Source organism: Streptomyces sp. NPDC048389 (genome assembly GCF_040706335.1).
Lineage (GTDB): Bacteria > Actinomycetota > Actinomycetes > Streptomycetales > Streptomycetaceae > Streptomyces.
Genome location: NZ_JBEZKP010000004.1, coordinates 56002 through 70187 on the forward strand (window position 1 = coordinate 56002; position 14186 = coordinate 70187).

At 72.0% G+C, this 14186-nt stretch carries 12 protein-coding genes and 1 pseudogene; 8 read left to right on the forward strand and 5 right to left on the reverse strand.

The annotated features are described in order from the left end of the window. Nucleotides 1–105 precede the first annotated feature (105 nt). Both AB0903_RS04525 and AB0903_RS04530 read right to left on the reverse strand, forming a co-directional pair. On the reverse strand, nucleotides 106–399 hold the full coding sequence (locus AB0903_RS04525) for an MTH1187 family thiamine-binding protein (RefSeq protein ID WP_366698922.1): 294 nt from the start codon (nucleotides 397–399) through the stop codon (nucleotides 106–108). Next, entirely contained in the window at nucleotides 396–740 is a 345-nt protein-coding gene (locus AB0903_RS04530) for a DUF3817 domain-containing protein (protein WP_366698924.1), read from the reverse strand. The genes AB0903_RS04525 and AB0903_RS04530 overlap by 4 nt, the downstream gene beginning before the upstream one ends. Nucleotides 741–909: 169 nt before the next feature. Here AB0903_RS04530 and AB0903_RS04535 point away from each other — a divergent pair, with 169 nt between their 5' ends. The 4 genes from AB0903_RS04535 to AB0903_RS04550 all read left to right on the forward strand — a co-directional run bounded on the left by AB0903_RS04535 (nucleotide 910) and on the right by AB0903_RS04550 (nucleotide 3562). After that, a complete protein-coding gene (locus AB0903_RS04535) occupies nucleotides 910–1542 on the forward strand; it encodes an AIM24 family protein (RefSeq protein ID WP_366699216.1) in 633 nt (210 codons plus the stop codon). Continuing rightward, nucleotides 1542–2192: an AIM24 family protein gene (locus tag AB0903_RS04540; RefSeq protein ID WP_366698926.1), complete on the forward strand. Its 651-nt coding sequence runs from the start codon at nucleotides 1542–1544 to the stop codon at nucleotides 2190–2192. Before AB0903_RS04535 ends, AB0903_RS04540 begins: the two co-directional genes overlap by 1 nt. Continuing rightward, the gene (locus AB0903_RS04545) at nucleotides 2189–2962 is read left to right on the forward strand and encodes an AIM24 family protein (protein ID WP_366698928.1); all 774 of its coding nucleotides are present in this window, start codon (nucleotides 2189–2191) and stop codon (nucleotides 2960–2962) included. Before AB0903_RS04540 ends, AB0903_RS04545 begins: the two co-directional genes overlap by 4 nt. 123 nt (nucleotides 2963–3085) lie before the next feature. After that, nucleotides 3086–3562: a MarR family transcriptional regulator gene (locus AB0903_RS04550; protein ID WP_366698930.1), complete on the forward strand. Its 477-nt coding sequence runs from the start codon at nucleotides 3086–3088 to the stop codon at nucleotides 3560–3562. Nucleotides 3563–3693: 131 nt separating this feature from the next. Here AB0903_RS04550 and AB0903_RS04555 read toward each other — a convergent pair. Then, nucleotides 3694–5124: pseudogene (locus AB0903_RS04555) on the reverse strand (HAMP domain-containing sensor histidine kinase). A 159-nt stretch (nucleotides 5125–5283) separates the two neighbouring features. Here AB0903_RS04555 and AB0903_RS04560 point away from each other — a divergent pair. Continuing rightward, nucleotides 5284–5649 (forward strand): PepSY domain-containing protein, encoded by a 366-nt coding sequence (locus AB0903_RS04560; RefSeq protein ID WP_366698932.1) that lies wholly within the window; start codon nucleotides 5284–5286, stop codon nucleotides 5647–5649. Between the two features lie 314 nt (nucleotides 5650–5963). Here the strand turns inward: AB0903_RS04560 and meaB are convergent, their stop codons facing one another. Both meaB and AB0903_RS04570 read right to left on the reverse strand, forming a co-directional pair. Continuing rightward, the gene (meaB, locus tag AB0903_RS04565) at nucleotides 5964–6920 is read right to left on the reverse strand and encodes a methylmalonyl Co-A mutase-associated GTPase MeaB (protein ID WP_366698934.1); all 957 of its coding nucleotides are present in this window, start codon (nucleotides 6918–6920) and stop codon (nucleotides 5964–5966) included. 24 nt (nucleotides 6921–6944) lie between these two features. After that, a complete protein-coding gene (locus tag AB0903_RS04570) occupies nucleotides 6945–8147 on the reverse strand; it encodes an acetyl-CoA C-acetyltransferase (RefSeq protein ID WP_366698936.1) in 1203 nt (400 codons plus the stop codon). Nucleotides 8148–8291: 144 nt separating this feature from the next. Between AB0903_RS04570 and mce the strand changes: the two genes are divergently transcribed. The 3 genes from mce to AB0903_RS04585 all read left to right on the forward strand — a co-directional run bounded on the left by mce (nucleotide 8292) and on the right by AB0903_RS04585 (nucleotide 14042). Beyond that, nucleotides 8292–8720: a methylmalonyl-CoA epimerase gene (gene mce / locus AB0903_RS04575; RefSeq protein WP_366698938.1), complete on the forward strand. Its 429-nt coding sequence runs from the start codon at nucleotides 8292–8294 to the stop codon at nucleotides 8718–8720. Nucleotides 8721–8886: 166 nt separating this feature from the next. Then, the gene (gene scy, locus AB0903_RS04580) at nucleotides 8887–12990 is read left to right on the forward strand and encodes a polarized growth protein Scy (RefSeq protein WP_366698940.1); all 4104 of its coding nucleotides are present in this window, start codon (nucleotides 8887–8889) and stop codon (nucleotides 12988–12990) included. A gap of 113 nt (nucleotides 12991–13103) precedes the next feature. Continuing rightward, nucleotides 13104–14042, forward strand: a complete 939-nt coding sequence (locus tag AB0903_RS04585) for a cellulose-binding protein (protein WP_366698942.1) — start codon at nucleotides 13104–13106, stop codon at nucleotides 14040–14042. Nucleotides 14043–14186: the final 144 nt, after the last annotated feature.

Genomic DNA, 14186 nt, shown 5'->3' on the forward strand with positions numbered 1-14186 from the left:
GATGGCGCATCGTAGCCCACTTTTGAGCAGTCGCTCAAGAGTGCTCGTGCCGCCCGGAGCACGCGAGAGCCCCCGGCCGTCGGCCGGGGGCTCTGTTGGCGACGATCAGGCGGAGAGGTGACGCTCCACCGTGTCGACCTTGGACGTCAGACCGTCGGTGACACCCGGGCGGATGTCGGCCTTGAGAACCAGGGAGACGCGCGGCGCGCGGGCCTCGACGGCGGCGACCGCGCGCTTCACCACGTCCATCACCTCGTCCCAGTCCCCCTCGATCGAGGTGAACATCGCGTCCGTACGGTTGGGCAGCCCCGACTCCCTTACGACGCGGACGGCCTCGGCGACGTACTCACCCACGTCCTCGCCCACTCCCAGAGGCGTGACGGAGAAGGCGACGATCATGCGTCGACCGCGTCCTCGCGGCGGGCACGGGAGGCGGCGACCGCGTCGTCGGCCTCACGCTTGAGCCTGCGGTCGGCGAAGAAGCCGCCGAAGGGAAGAACGGAGAGGACGAAGTAGAGGGCCGCGGTCTTCAGATCCCACTTGGTGCGGTTCCAGGCGTCCAGCCAGAAGAGCACGTACAGGATGAAGAGCACGCCGTGGATCGCGCCCATCACCGGGACCGCGTTGAAGTCCGTCGTGCGCTTGAGCACCGAGCAGACGAGCAGCAGGAGGAACGAGACGGCCTCCGGCGCGGAGACGAGACGCAGGCGGTGGAGGGAGGCGGCGGTCTTGATGTCCACGGTTCACCTTCGTTGGCGATGGATGGGCAGCGGCATGGATCTTGTGAATGCATGCACAAACTTCCGGACCATTGTGGCAGGCCATTTTGCGAACTCTTTGTCAGGGTCGGGATCCTCCTTCGGGACGCTGCCCCCAGCCGTGCTCACGGGATAACGTCGGCCCGTGGCAATGTTCCGGCTCCAAGGGAGCAAGGTGCTCGCGGTCGACCTGGCCGGCGACACCGTCAAGGCGAAGAACGGGTCGATGGTCGCTTACGACGGCCAGATGGCCTTCAAGAAGATGACCGGCGGCGGTGAGGGCATCCGCGGGATGGTCACCCGCCGGCTCACCGGCGAGCAGATGACCATGATGGAGGTGAAGGGACAGGGCACCTGCTACTTCGCCGACCGGGCAAGCGAGATCAACCTGGTGCAGCTGCACGGCGACACGCTGTACGTCGAGTCGAGCAATCTGCTGTGCACCGACGGCGGGCTGCGCACCGGCACGACCTTCACGGGGCTGCGCGGGGGCGCGAGCGGCAACGGCCTGTTCACGACCACGGTCGAGGGCACCGGCCAGGTGGCGATCATGTCCGACGGGACGGCCGTGGTGCTCCGGGTGACGCCCCAGTACCCGCTCTCCGTCGACCCGGGCGCGTACATCGCCCACCAGGGCAACCTGCGGCAGGACTTCCAGTCCGGTGTGACGTTCCGCACGTTCCTCGGCGAGGGCGGTGGTGAGGCGTTCCAGATCCGCTTCGAGGGTGACGGGCTGGTCTACGTGCAGCCGAGCGAGCGCAACACGGTCGGAGGGGACGTCTGATGCCGTTCCGCGAGATCAACTCGAGGATGGTCGAGGCGACCGTGTCGCCCGGCCAGAAGATGTTCAGCCAGCGTGGCGCGATGCTCGCCTACCGGGGCGACGTCAGTTTCACCCCCAACATGACCGGCGGTCAGGGCGGACTGGCGTCGATGATCGGCCGCCGGGTGGCGAACGAGGCGACACCGCTGATGACCGTGGAGGGCAACGGCACGGTGATGTTCGGCCACGGCGGCCACCACATCCAGGTCATCCAGCTGACCGGCGACACCCTCTACGTGGAGGCCGACCGGCTGCTCGCCTTCGACGGCACTCTCCAGCAGGGCACGATGTTCATGGGTTCGGAGGGCGGGGTCATGGGCATGGTGCGCGGGCAGGTGACGGGTCAGGGCCTGTTCACCACGACCCTCCAGGGACACGGCGCGGTCGCCGTGATGGCCCACGGCGGTGTCATCGAACTGCCGATCACGCCCTCGCGGCCCGTCCATGTGGATCCGCAGGCGTATGTCGCGCACCACGGCGACGTACGGAACAAGCTCTCCACGGCGCTCGGCTGGCGCGACATGGTGGGGCGCGGCTCCGGCGAGGCGTTCCAGCTGGAGCTGAGCGGCAGCGGTGCGGTGTACGTCCAGGCGTCGGAGGAGAAGCTGTGAGCACACCGGTGGTCTTCGACCCGACGACGCTGCCGAGCGACGACAACGTCAACTCCTACACCTTCTGCGTCGAGCTCAAGGGCTCCCAGTGGTTCCTGCAGAAGGGCAAGATGATCGCCTACTACGGGCGGATCGACTTCAACGGAATCGGCCACGGCCGCCTCGACCGGCTGCTGCGGACGTCGTTCCACTCGCCGCTGCACGCGAGCGACTGGGTGGTGGCCGAGGGCAGCGGCAAGATGCTGCTGGCGGACCGCGCGTTCGATGTGAACTCCTTCGACCTCGACGACGGGAACCTGACCATCCGTTCCGGCAACCTGCTGGCGTACCAGCCCTCCCTGGCGCTCAAGCAGTCGATCGTGCCGGGGTTCCTGACGCTGATCGGCACGGGCAAGTTCGTGGCGGCGTCGAACGGCCCGGTCGTCTTCATGGAGCCGCCGATCCGGGTGGACCCGCAGGCCCTGGTGGGCTGGGCCGACTGCCCCTCGCCCTGCCATCACTACGACCACGGCTATATGACCGGCGTCATGGGCGGGGTACGGGCGCTGACCGGTATCGGCGGGGCCTCGGGTGAGGAGCACCAGTTCGAGTTCGCCGGTGCGGGCACGGTGCTGCTGCAGTCCAGCGAGGCGCTGATGCCGGAGCAGCCGATCGGTACGGTGGGCGCGGAGCCGGGCGTTCCGGGCGGCCATAGTCCGGCGGGCCGGCCCGGTGCGCAACCACGCCTTCCCGGCCAGCTGGGGGACCTCCAGCGTCGCTTCGGGCTGTGAGCGGTAGTCTGCGGAGTGTGACGTCGAACGTCTGCGCCCCCGTACACCCCCAGGGCGTAGGGGTGCCGTGCGTCACACTCCTCGACTTCGTCCGCTTTTCAACTTCTTAGGTAGAATCCATATATGGAGACCGAGACGGCCACGCGCTGGCTGACCGATGACGAGCAGCGCACGTGGCGCACGCATCTGGAAGTCAACAAGCTGTTGATGCACCAGCTCGAGAAGGACCTCCAGCCGTTCGGCCTGACCAACAACGACTACGAGATCCTGGTCAACCTGTCCGAGGCCCCGGACCGGCGGATGCGGATGAGCGATCTCGCGGCGGCCACTCTCCAGTCGAAGAGCCGCCTCTCCCACCAGGTCACCCGTATGGAGAACGCCGGACTGCTGCGGCGCGCGAACTGCGAGTCCGACCGGCGCGGGCTGTACGCGGTGCTCACCGACGAGGGCGTGGCGACCATGCAGAAGGTCGCACCGCACCATGTCGCCTCCGTACGCAGGCACTTCATCGACCTGCTGTCGCCCGAGGCACTGGCGGACCTGCGCGAGTCGCTGACACCCGTCGCCGACCACCTGCGCGGCCATCGCGGCAAGCTCTAGCGCCCCGCCCTCCCCTTTGCTCCGGGGAAGCGACTCCCACTCCGGGGCGGCGACGTTTCTTCCCCAGGTCGGCGGCGCTCCTTCCCGGGGCGGCGACGCGTCTTCCCGGGTCGGCGGCGCGTCTTCCCGGGTCAGCCTCCGCGGGTCGCGTCCGGCAGGGTCAGCTCGAAGAGCGCCCCGCCGGATGCCGACCGGCCGGCCGAGAGCGTCCCGCCGTGGCGTCATGCCACGTCGCGCGCGATGGCCAGCCCGAGTCCGGCGCCGCCCTGGTCCCTGGTACGGGCGTCGTCGAGACGCACGAAGCGTTCGAATACCCGCTCGCGCTCCGCCTCCGGCACGCCGGCCCCGTCGTCCGCGACCGCCAGCACGATCCGGCCGCCCTGTCGGCGGACCGAGGCGGTGACCGAATCCACCGCGTGGCGCTGGGCGTTGTCGATCAGATTCCCGATGACACGGGCCAGCTGACTGCGCGAACCGGCCACCTGCAGGCCCTCGGCCACCGTCACCTCGACCGGGACACGGTCCCCGGCCCTGCGGGCCACCTCCTCGGCCAGCAGCTGCGCGGGGTCCAACAGCGCCGGCCCCGGCCACTCCCCCGCGTCCAGCCGTGCCAGCAGCAGCAGGTCCGCCGCCAGTTGCTGAAGCCGTACGGTGTCCTCCACCGCGCCGGACACATCCAGCAACTCGGGGTGCGCCGCACCCACTTCCAGCTGCGTGCGCAGCGAGGCGATGGGGCTGCGCAACTCGTGCGAAGCGTCCGCGACGAAGCGCCGCTGCCGCTCGACGGAGGCTTCCAGGGCCGCCAGTGTCTCGTTCGTCGTACGGGCGAGCCTCACGACCTCGTCCCGCGACCCGGGCTCGGGGACCCGTCGCGAGAGGTCCTCGGAACGGGTGACGGCCGCCATTTCACGCCGGATGTCCTCGACGGGCCCGAGCGCGCGCCGGGTGACCAGCCAGGTCACCCCGCCGACGACCGCAAGCAGCAAGGGCAGGCCGACGAGCATCGCGTCGCGCACCGTGGTGACCGCCTCCTGCTCGGTGGTCAGCGGCGCGCCCGCGTACACGGTCACCGTCCGGTCGCCGTCGAGGCCCACCTCGACGGCGGCGAACCGGTAGTCGGCGCGGTCGCCGTCCACGGTGGCCGTTCCGGAGCCGAAACGGGGAGCGTCGGAGGAGACCTGGCCCCGGTCCGCGTCGTCGCCGCCGTCACCTTCGTCGCCCTCGTCACCGTCCGTGGTGGCGGTCTGCCGGTGGACGCCCGTGCTGCCGGTGCCTTCGACCGCCTCCAGGTGCTCGCTGACGGCGAGCACCCGCCCGCCGTCACCGACGACCTGGACGGGGCGCTCGTCGTCCTCGTCGGGCAGCTCCAGCCCGTCGTAGGGCACGCCGAGCGCGATCTGGGACGCCACGTCCCGCGCGGCGATCTCTGCCTGCAGGTCCGTCCGGTCGATCAGGTTCGCGCGCAGCGACAGCAGCACAAAGCCTCCGGCCGCGATCAGGGCGACGGCGACGACGAGCGTGGCGCCAAGGGCCGCTCGGGCCCGTCGGACGAGGCTCCGCAGGCGCCGGCGTCCGCGTCCGCGTCCGCCGAACGGGACGACCGCGACGACCAGCAGGACCCGCAGGACCGGCAGGACCGAGACGACCGGGCCGACGCTCCTGCGAGCAGGATCACGGCCGCGCAGGCCGTGGCGGCCGCACTGAAGCACACGCCGGGCACGGTGGACTCCGTGGAACTCGACGACGACGGTACGGACCACTGGGACGTGGACGTCGTTACCGCCGACGACGACCGCGAGCACGAGCTGAAGGTCGACGCGACGTCGGGCACCGTGCGGGAGGACAAGGGCGACGACGACGGCGACGACGCCGACGACCGGGCCGGGGTGCGCGCCGCGTCGGTGGACGCCCGCGAGGCGGCCGAGGCAGCCCTCAAGGCCCACCCCAATGCCACCGTGACGTCCGTCGACTTCGACGAGGACGACGCGTCCCGCTGGGAGGTGGAGCTGCGCGACACCGACCGCGAGCGCGAGGTGACGGTCGACGCGAGGACGGCGTCGGTCGCGGACGAGTCGGCCGACGACTGAGATCTCCCCTGCCCGCCCCTTCCCGAACCGGGCTCCGCGCAGGCCCCGTACCGCGCTCCGCGCGGTGGGCAGGGGCCTCGACCCCGACCCCCGCGCCACACACGCCCTACGGGGCGGGAAACACCGCTGGGCGGCATTTCCGGCCCCGTAGGGCGTGTGTGGCGCGACACCGCGCGGTACGGGTCCGGGCGGGACCAGCCGCGCGGCGGAGCCGCGGATCCGGTACAGCGGGAAGCGGCGGTCAGGGAACAGCCCGCCGCGGGCGCCACGCCACCGCCATCGCTCCCGGCGCTCCCGAAGGGAACCCCGCCCCTCTACGACTGCGTCAGGCCCGCCACCAGTTCGTCCGCCGCCCGGTACGGGTCCAGCTCGCCCGCGACGATACGCTCGGCCAGCGCACCCAGGCGCCGGTCCCCGTGCAGGTCACCGATGCGTTCCCGCAGCGCCGTGACCGCGATCGTCTCGACCTCCGTCGCCGCCCGCCGGGCCCGGCGCTCGGCCAGGACACCGTGCTCCTCCATCCACGCCCGGTGCTTCTCCAGCGCCTCGACGACCTCGTCGACGCCCTCGCCCCGCGCGGCGACCGTCTTCACGATCGGCGGACGCCAGTCGCCCGGGGCGCGGGCCTCGCCGAGGCCGAGCATGTGGTTGAGCTCGCGGGCCGTCGCGTCCGCGCCGTCGCGGTCGGCCTTGTTGACGACGTACACGTCACCGATCTCGAGGATGCCCGCCTTCGCCGCCTGGATGCCGTCGCCCATGCCGGGCGCGAGGAGCACCACGGAGGTGTCGGCCTGGGAGGCGATCTCCACCTCGGACTGGCCGACGCCGACCGTCTCGACGAGGATCACGTCGCAGCCTGCCGCGTCGAGGACGCGGATGGCCTGCGGCGCGGACCAGGCCAGGCCGCCCAGGTGGCCGCGGGTGGCCATGGAGCGGATGTAGACGCCCGGGTCGGACGCGTGCTCCGACATCCGGACGCGGTCGCCGAGCAGCGCCCCGCCCGAGAAGGGCGAGGACGGGTCGACGGCGAGGACGCCGACCCGCTTCCCGGCCTTGCGGTAGGCGGAGACGAGCGCGGAGGTGGAGGTGGACTTGCCGACGCCCGGCGAGCCCGTCAGGCCGACCACGTACGCACCGCCGGTCAGCGGCGCGAGCGCCGCCATGACCTCGCGGAGCTGCGGGGACGCCCCCTCGACGAGTGAGATCAGCCGGGCCACGGCCCGCGGCTTACCCTCACGTGCCTGGGCGACCAGTTGGGGGACGTCCACCATCGTGCTGCTCCGTTTCTCTGGGTACTACTTGGCCGGGACGCGGACGATCAGCGCGTCGCCCTGGCCGCCGCCGCCGCACAGCGCCGCCGCGCCGACGCCGCCGCCGCGGCGCTTGAGCTCCAGCGCCAGGTGGAGCACCACACGCGCGCCGGACATGCCGATGGGGTGGCCGAGCGCGATGGCGCCCCCGTTCACGTTCACCTTTTCCGGTGTGACGCCGAGGTCCTTCATTGACTGGTGGGAGACGGCGGCGAACGCCTCGTTGATCTCGATGAGGTCCAGGTCGGAGACGTCCAGACGCTCCTTCTTCAGCGCGTGCCGGATGGCGTTCGACGGCTGGGACTGCAGTGAGTTGTCCGGACCGGCCACGTTGCCGTGGGCGCCGATCTCGGCGATCCACTCGAGGCCCAGCTCCTCGGCCTTGGCCTTGCTCATCACGACGACGGCCGCGGCACCGTCGGAGATCTGCGAGGACGTACCGGCGGTGATGGTGCCGTCCTTGGCGAACGCGGGGCGCAGCCTGCCGAGCGACTCCGCGGTCGTGTCCGCGCGGATGCCCTCGTCCTTGGAGAAGAGGATCGGGTCGCCCTTGCGCTGCGGGATCTCGACGGGCGTGATCTCCGCTTCGAAGAGACCGTTCTTCTGCGCGGCGGCGGCCCGCTGGTGGGAGAGCGCGGCGATCTCGTCCTGGACACCGCGGGGGATGCCGAGGCGGGTGTTGTGCTTCTCCGTGGACTCGCCCATGGCGACGTTCTCGAAGGAGTCGGTCAGGCCGTCGTGCGCCATGGAGTCGAGCATCTCGATCGCGCCGTACTTGTAGCCCTCCCGGGACTTCGGCAGCAGATGCGGGGCGTTCGTCATGGACTCCTGGCCGCCGGCGACGACGATCTCGAACTCACCGGCGCGGATCAGCTGGTCGGCGAGCGCGATGGCGTCGAGGCCCGAGAGGCACACCTTGTTGACGGTGAGCGCGGGGACGTTCATCGGGATGCCCGCCTTGACGGCGGCCTGGCGTGCCGGGATCTGCCCCGCGCCGGCCTGGAGCACCTGGCCCATGATCACATACTGCACCTGATCGCCGCCGATGCCCGCCCGGTCCAGCGCGGCCTTGATGGCGAAGCCGCCGAGGTCGGCACCGGAGAAGGACTTGAGGGAGCCGAGCAGGCGGCCCATGGGAGTACGGGCTCCCGCGACGATCACGGAGGTGGTGCCGGTCGTTCCTGACATGAGGACGATCCCCTTTCAGCCGAGGCTGAGGAGTGAACGAGGGTTTACTCAAATGTACTGAGCGGTACTGCTCCGGGTCACCGGCCGACCGGTGTGACGGCGCGCACGTTGCGTAACCACCCCCGGTGGGGCTGCACTGGTCCCATGCTGACGCGAATCGACCACATCGGGATCGCCTGCTTCGACCTCGACAAGACCGTCGAGTTCTACCGGGCCACATACGGCTTCGAGGTGTTCCACTCCGAGATCAACGAGGAGCAGGGCGTACGGGAGGCCATGCTCAAGATCAACGAGACGTCCGACGGCGGCGCCTCCTATCTCCAGCTGCTCGAGCCCACCCGCGAGGACTCCGCCGTCGGCAAGTGGCTGGCCAAGAACGGCGAGGGCGTCCACCACATCGCCTTCGGCACGGCCGATGTGGACGCGGACGCGCAGGACATCCGCGGCAAGGGCGTACGGGTGCTCTACGACGAGCCGCGGACCGGCTCCATGGGCTCCCGGATCACCTTCCTCCACCCCAAGGACTGCCACGGCGTACTCACTGAACTCGTCACGTCTGCAACGGAGCACTGACCTCAGGATTCCCGGCCCGGTAGAGTGGGCCGTTCCGGGCCGGGGCCGGGTCGGGGCCGTGCCGCGTCTCCGTCGTTGATCTGTCACCATTCCCCGGGGGGCCGTTCGCCGGCGAACGGTGCTCGCTTGGAGACAGTTGCGACCAGGGGACGGATGGGACCGCGCAGTGCGGGGCTACGAACGCCAGGAGAGCCACCGAGCTGACGACGACCACCTCTCGCGGTTCGAGGCCGAGATGGACCGGCTGAAGACCGAGCGGGAGAAGGCCGTCCAGCATGCCGAGGACCTCGGCTACCAGGTCGAGGTCTTGCGCGCCAAACTCCACGAGGCGCGGCGCAATCTCGCCTCCCGTCCGGCCTACGACAGCGCCGACATGGGTTACCAGGCCGAGCAGTTGCTGCGGAACGCCCAGATCCAGGCCGATCAGCTCCGCCAGGACGCGGAGCGTGAGCTGCGCGAGGTGCGGGCGCAGACGCAGCGCATTCTGCAGGAGCATGCCGAGCACCAGGCCAGGCTCCAGGCCGAGCTGCACGCCGAGGCCGTACAGCGCAGGCAGCGTCTCGACCAGGAGCTGGCCGAACGCCGCCAGACCGTCGAGTCGCACGTCAACGAGAACGTCGCGTGGGCCGAGCAGTTGCGCGCCCGCAGCGAGTCCCAGGCCCACCGGCTGCTGGAGGAGTCCCGCGCGGAGGCCGAGCAGGCGCTCGCAGCCGCCCGCGCCGAGGCCGCCCGTATCGCCGAGGAGGCCCGCAGGCGCCTCGGCTCGGAGGCGGAGACCGCCCGTGCCGAGGCGGAGGCGATCCTGCTGCGCGCCCGCAAGGACGCCGAGCGGCTGCTGAACGCCGCGTCCAGCCAGGCGCAGGAGGCGACCGCCCACGCCGAGCAGCTGCGTTCGTCGACCACCGCCGAGTCCGACCAGGCCCGCCAGCATGCCGCGGAGCTCAGCCGTGCGGCGGAGCAGCGGATGCAGGCGGCCGAGGAGAAGCTGCGCGAGGCGCGCACGGAGTCGGAGAAGCTCCTCGTCGAGGCCAAGGAGTCGGCGGCCAAGCAGCTTTCCGCGGCGGAGTCGGCTGGCGAGCAGCGCACGCGTACGGCCAAGGCGCAGGTCGCGCGGCTCGTCGAAGAGGCGACCAAGGAGTCCGAGACCCTCAAGGCGGAGGCGGAGCAGGCGCTCGCCGACGCCCGCGCAGAGGCGGAGAAACTACTCGAGGCGGCGACCGAGAAGGCGCGGGCCGCTGTCGCCGAGGACTCCGCCGCGGCGCTCGCGAAGGCCGCCCGCACCGCGGAGGAGGTGCTGACCAAGGCGTCTCAGGACGCCAAGGCCACCACTCGCGCGGCGAGCGAGGAGGCGGAGCGGATCCGGCGTGAGGCCGAGGCGGAGGCGGACCGGCTGCGCGGCGAGGCCGCCGAGCAGGCCGACCAGCTCAAGGGCGCCGCCAAGGACGACACCAAGGAGTACCGCGCCAAGACGGTCGAACTCCAGGAGGAGGCCCGCAGGCTCCGCGGGGAGGCCGAGCAGCTGCGCGCGGAGGCCGTCGCCGAGGGCGAGCGGATCCGCGGCGAGGCCCGCCGCGAGGCCGTCCAGCAGATCGAGGAGGCGGCGAGCACCGCGGAGGAGCTGCTGACCAAGGCGCGTACCGACGCCGACGAACTGCGCTCCAAGGCCGGTGCCGACAGCGAGAAGGTCCGTACGGAGGCCATCGAGCGCGCCACGACCCTGCGCAGGCAGGCCGAGGAGACGCTGGAGCGCACCCGCGCCGAGGCCGACCGGCTGCGCGCGGAGGCCGAGGAGCAGGCCGACGGTGTGCGGACGGCCGCGGAGACGGCCGCGGCCGAACTGCGCGAGGAGACCCAGCGCGGCATAGCGGCCCGTCAGGCGGAGGCGGCCGAGGAACTGGCCCGGTCGCAGGCCGAGGCTGAGGCACGGCTCGCCGCCGCGGAGGAGCGGCTGGCGGAGGCCCGCGCAGAGGGCGAGCGGATCCGCCGCGAGGCGGCGGAGGAGACCGAGCGGCTGCGGACCGAGGCCGGCGAGCGGCTGCGCGCGCTCCAGGAGCAGGCCGAGCAGGAGGCGGAGCGGCTGCGGACCGAGGCCGCGTCGGACGCGTCGGCGGCCCGCGCCGAGGCCGAGGCCGTCGCCGTACGGCTGCACAGCGACGCCGCCGCGGAGGCCGAGCGGCTGAAGACCGAGGCGCAGGAGAGCGCCGACCGGGTGCGGGCGGAGGCGGCGGCCGCCGCCGACCGGGTCGGCGCGGAGGCGGCGGAGGCGCTGTCGGCCGCCCAGGAGGAGGCGGCCCGCCGCCGCAGGGAGGCCGAGGAGACCCTCGATTCGGCGCGCAGGGAGGCCGGCGAGGAGCGCGAACGGGCGCGCGAGCAGAGCGAGGAACTCCTCGCGTCCGCCCGCAACCGGGTCGAGGAGGCGCAGACCGAGGCGCAGCGGCTGGTCGAGGAGGCCGACCGGCGTGCCACGGAGATGGTGTCCTCCGCCGAGCAGACGGCCCAGCAGGTGCGGGACTCCGTCGCCGGGCTGCAGGAGCAGGCCGAGCAGGAGATCGCCGGGCTGCGCAGCGCCGCCGAGCATTCGGCCGAGCGCACCAGGACGGAGGCGCAGGAGGAGGCGGACCGGGTCCGCGCCGACGCGTACGCGGAGCGGGAGCGGGCCGCGGAGGACGCCGGCCGGCTGCGCTCTCGCGCCCAGGAGGAGACGGACGCCGCGCAGGCACTCGCCGAGCGGACCGTCACGGAGGCGATCACCGAGGCGGAACGGCTGCGGGCGGAGACCGCGGAGTACGCGCAGCGGATGCGGACCGAGGCGTCCGACGCCGTCGCGTCCGCCGAGCAGGACGCGTCACGGACCAGGGCACAGGCCAGGGAGGACGCCAACCGGATCCGTTCGGAGGCCGCCGAGCAGGCGGACCTGCTGATCGGCGAGGCCACCGGCGAGAGCGAGCGGCTGCACTCGGAAGCGGCGGAGCTGCGTGCGTCGGCCGACGCGGAGGCGACACGGCTGCTCACCGAGGCCGAGCAGATCAAGGTGGACGGCGAAGCGGAGATCGAGCAGCTGCGGGCGGCCGTGCGGGCCGACCGGGAGCAGGTGCTCGACGAAGCGCGGCAGGCCGCGGACAAGCGGCGTGCCGACGCGGCGGAGCAGGCCGACCAGCTCATCGGCGAGGCGCGCGGCGAGGCGGAGCGGATCACGGCGGAGACCGCCGCGGAGACGGAGCGTCTGCGCACCGAGGCCACGAGCGACGCGGAACGTCTGCGGGCGGAGGCCGCGAGCGACGCCGAGCGGCTGCGGGCGGAGGCGAACAGCGACGCGGAGCGGCTGCGGGCGGAGGCCGCGGAGACGGTGGGCTCCGCGCAGCAGGCGGCCGAACGCATCCGGACCGAGGCCGAGCGGCACCGTGCCGAGACGGAGGCCGCGGTCGAGCGACTGCGCGCCGAGGCCCGCGCGGAGGCCGACCGGCTGCTGGACGAGGCGCGGGAGGCGGCCGCCAAGCGCCGTGCGGACGCGGCGGAGCAGGCCGACCAACTCGTCGCCAAGGCCCAGGAGGAGGCGCTGCGCGCGGCCACCGAGGCCGAGGAGCAGGCCGACACGATGGTCGGCGCCGCCCGCAAGGAGGCGGAGCGGCTGGTCGCGGAGGCGACGGTCGAGGGCAACTCGCTGGTGGAGAAGGCCCGCACGGACGCCGACGAGCTGCTCGTGGGGGCCCGGCGTGACGCGACGGCCATAAGGGAGCGCGGCGAGGAACTGCGGGTCCGTGTGGAGAGCGAGATCGAGGAACTGCACGAGCGTGCCCGCCGGGAGACCTCGGAGCAGATGAAGACCGCCGGCGAACGCGTCGACAACCTGGTCAAGGCGGCCGAGGAACAGCGCGCGGAGGCGGAGGCGAAGGCCAAGGAGCTGCTGTCCGACGCCAATTCGGAGGCGAGCAAGGTCAGGATCGCCGCCGTGAAGAAGGCGGAGGGGCTGCTCAAGGAGGCCGAGCAGAAGAAGGCCGAGCTGATCCGCGAGGGCGAGCGCGCCAAGGCGGAGGCCGACCTCGAGGCCGGACGCACCGTCGACGAGGGCAAGCGGGAGTTGGACGTACTGGTGCGCAGGCGCGAGGACATCCAGGCGGAGATCTCCCGTGTCCAGGACGTCCTCGAGGCGTTGGAGTCCTTCGAGGCCCCGTCCGGCGGCAAGACGCCGGGCGGCGGATCCGCCGGAGGTGTCAAGGCCGGTGCGTCAGCGGGGGGTACACGTTCGAGTGGCAAGTCGTCCGACGGCTAGCCACTCAAAAGGCTGGACATTCTCCAGATCAAACCGGCATCCGCTCGATGACACGCCGCTTCGACCCCTAGGATTCCCTCTAACACCTCACCGGTCTCATTGACAGGAACCCCATGAGCGACACTTCCTCCCCCTTCGGCTTCGAGCTCGTGCGGCGTGGTTACGACCGCGGTCAGGTGGACGACCGCATTACCAAACTCGTCGCCGACCGTGATAGTGCTCTGGCCCGAATCACCTCTCTGGAAAAGCGCATCGAGGAGCTCCACCTCGAGACGCAGAACGCCCAGGCCCAGGTCAGCGACGCCGAGCCGTCGTACGCGGGTCTCGGTGCGCGCGTCGAGAAGATCCTCCGCCTCGCGGAGGAGGAGGCGAAGGACCTGCGCGAGGAGGCCCGTCGCGCCGCCGAGCAGCACCGCGAGCTCGCCGAGTCCGCCGCCCAGCAGGTGCGCAACGACGCCGAGTCGTTCGCCGCCGACCGCAAGGCGAAGGCCGAGGACGAGGGCGTCCGCATCGTCGACAAGGCGAAGGGCGAAGCCCAGACGCTGCGCAGCGAGGCGCAGAAGGACGCGCAGTCCAAGCGCGAGGAGGCCGACGCACTCTTCGAGGAGACCCGCGCCAAGGCCGCCCAGGCCGCCGCGGACTTCGAGACGAACCTCGCCAAGCGCCGCGAGCAGTCGGAGCGCGACCTGGCGTCGCGTCAGGCGAAGGCGGAGAAGCGGCTGGCGGAGATCGAGCACCGTGCCGAGCAGCTGCGCCTCGAGGCGGAGAAGCTGCGTACGGACGCGGAGCGCCGTGCCCGTCAGACGGTGGAGACGGCGCAGCGCCAGGCCGAGGACATCGTGGCCGACGCGAACGCCAAGGCCGACCGTATCCGCAGCGAATCGGAGCGCGAGCTGGCGGCGCTCACCAACCGCCGCGACTCCATCAACGCCCAGCTGACCAACGTCCGCGAGATGCTGGCGACGCTCACGGGTGCCGCGGTGGCCGCGGCGGGCACGCCCGCCGACGAGGAGCCCGCCTCCCGCGGCGTCCCGGCGCAGCAGACCCGCTGACGCCTTCCGGATCGGTCACTCAGCCCGATGCCCGGTGCCTTTGGCACCGGGCATCCGTGCGTCGTGCGTCCGGGCGTCGGGGCCTCCGTGCGTCGTGCGTCCGGGCGTCCGGGTGTCCGCCCGGAGGCGGAACGGCCGCTTCCC

What these genes read in the sequence shown, in the direction of transcription:
- AB0903_RS04525 (WP_366698922.1), bottom strand. Translation starts at nt 399, where the DNA reads ATGATCGTCGCCTTCTCCGTCACGCCTCTGGGAGTGGGCGAGGACGTG.
- AB0903_RS04535 (WP_366699216.1), top strand. Translation starts at nt 910, where the DNA reads ATGTTCCGGCTCCAAGGGAGCAAGGTGCTCGCGGTCGACCTGGCCGGC.
- AB0903_RS04540 (WP_366698926.1), top strand. Translation starts at nt 1,542, where the DNA reads ATGCCGTTCCGCGAGATCAACTCGAGGATGGTCGAGGCGACCGTGTCG.
- AB0903_RS04550 (WP_366698930.1), top strand. Translation starts at nt 3,086, where the DNA reads ATGGAGACCGAGACGGCCACGCGCTGGCTGACCGATGACGAGCAGCGC.
- meaB (WP_366698934.1), bottom strand. Translation starts at nt 6,920, where the DNA reads ATGGTGGACGTCCCCCAACTGGTCGCCCAGGCACGTGAGGGTAAGCCG.
- AB0903_RS04570 (WP_366698936.1), bottom strand. Translation starts at nt 8,147, where the DNA reads ATGTCAGGAACGACCGGCACCACCTCCGTGATCGTCGCGGGAGCCCGT.
- mce (WP_366698938.1), top strand. Translation starts at nt 8,292, where the DNA reads ATGCTGACGCGAATCGACCACATCGGGATCGCCTGCTTCGACCTCGAC.
- AB0903_RS04585 (WP_366698942.1), top strand. Translation starts at nt 13,104, where the DNA reads ATGAGCGACACTTCCTCCCCCTTCGGCTTCGAGCTCGTGCGGCGTGGT.